The organism is Leucobacter soli (genome assembly GCF_042659205.1).
Classification (GTDB): Bacteria; Actinomycetota; Actinomycetes; order Actinomycetales; family Microbacteriaceae; genus Leucobacter; species Leucobacter soli.
This window is the reverse complement of record NZ_JBHSRW010000419.1, coordinates 1-987: the sequence shown is the minus strand read 5'-3', so window position 1 is coordinate 987 and position 987 is coordinate 1. Positions and strand designations below refer to the sequence as shown.

Below are 987 nucleotides of genomic sequence, written 5' to 3'. Positions count from 1 at the left end.
GCCGGCACCGGTGTCGGCGGGCGCATCCGCAAGGAGGACGTGCTCGCGGCGGCCCAGCCCGCGCCCGCTGCGTCGGCCGGATCGTCGGCACCGGGAGCCGCTGCGGCCGCACCGGTCGAGGTCTCGCCGCTGCGCGGTACGACGCAGAAGATGAGCCGGCTGCGCAAGGTGATCGCCGAGCGCGCCGTCGCCTCGCTGCAGGGCACCGCCCAGCTGACCACGGTCATCGAGGTGGACGTGACCGCGGTGGCCCGTCTGCGCGACGCGAAGAAGGCCGATTTCCTGGAGAAGACCGGCACGAAGCTGTCGTTCCTGCCCTTCTTCGTGCTGGCGGCCGCCGAGGCACTGCGGACGTACCCGATCGTGAACTCGACGGTGGAGGACGACAGCATCGTCTACCCCGCCGCCGAGAACATCAGTATCGCGGTGGACACGGAGCGCGGCCTGCTGACGCCCGTGGTCCGCGATGCCGGCGAGAAGAACCTCGCGCAGATCGCTCACGACATCGCCGATCTCGCCGCGCGCACCCGCGACAACAAGCTCACTCCGGATGAGCTCTCGGGCGGCACGTTCACCGTGACGAACACCGGCTCGCGCGGCGCGCTGTTCGACACCCCGATCGTGTTCCTGCCGCAGTCGGCCATCCTCGGCACGGGCGCGGTCGTGAAGAAGCCGGCCGTCATCTCGGGCCCGGAGGGCGATGCCATCGCCATCCGCTCGACGGTCTACCTGGCGCTCTCGTACGATCACCGGACGATCGACGGTGCGGATGCCGCCCGCTTCCTCACCCAGGTCAAGTCCCGGCTGGAGGAGGCGCGCTTCGAGGCCGACCTCGGCATCTGAGTTCGATCGAGCACGCGGGGGTCCGGCGGGAACGCCGGGCCCCCGCGTGCTCGTTCCACCGGTTCCGGCTGCCGCGGCGTGATCCTCGACCGCACCGCATGCCCCGCTGCGGCCGCCGCGCAATCCGACCACCCCCGCGGCTCG

Annotated in this window: 1 protein-coding gene; it reads left to right on the top strand. The window is 71.5% G+C overall.

The features are described from left to right. The coding region (locus ACFPZL_RS13645; protein ID WP_382335934.1) for a 2-oxo acid dehydrogenase subunit E2 at positions 1-843 on the top strand (843 nt) is incomplete at its 5' end. Positions 844-987 lie beyond the last annotated feature (144 nt).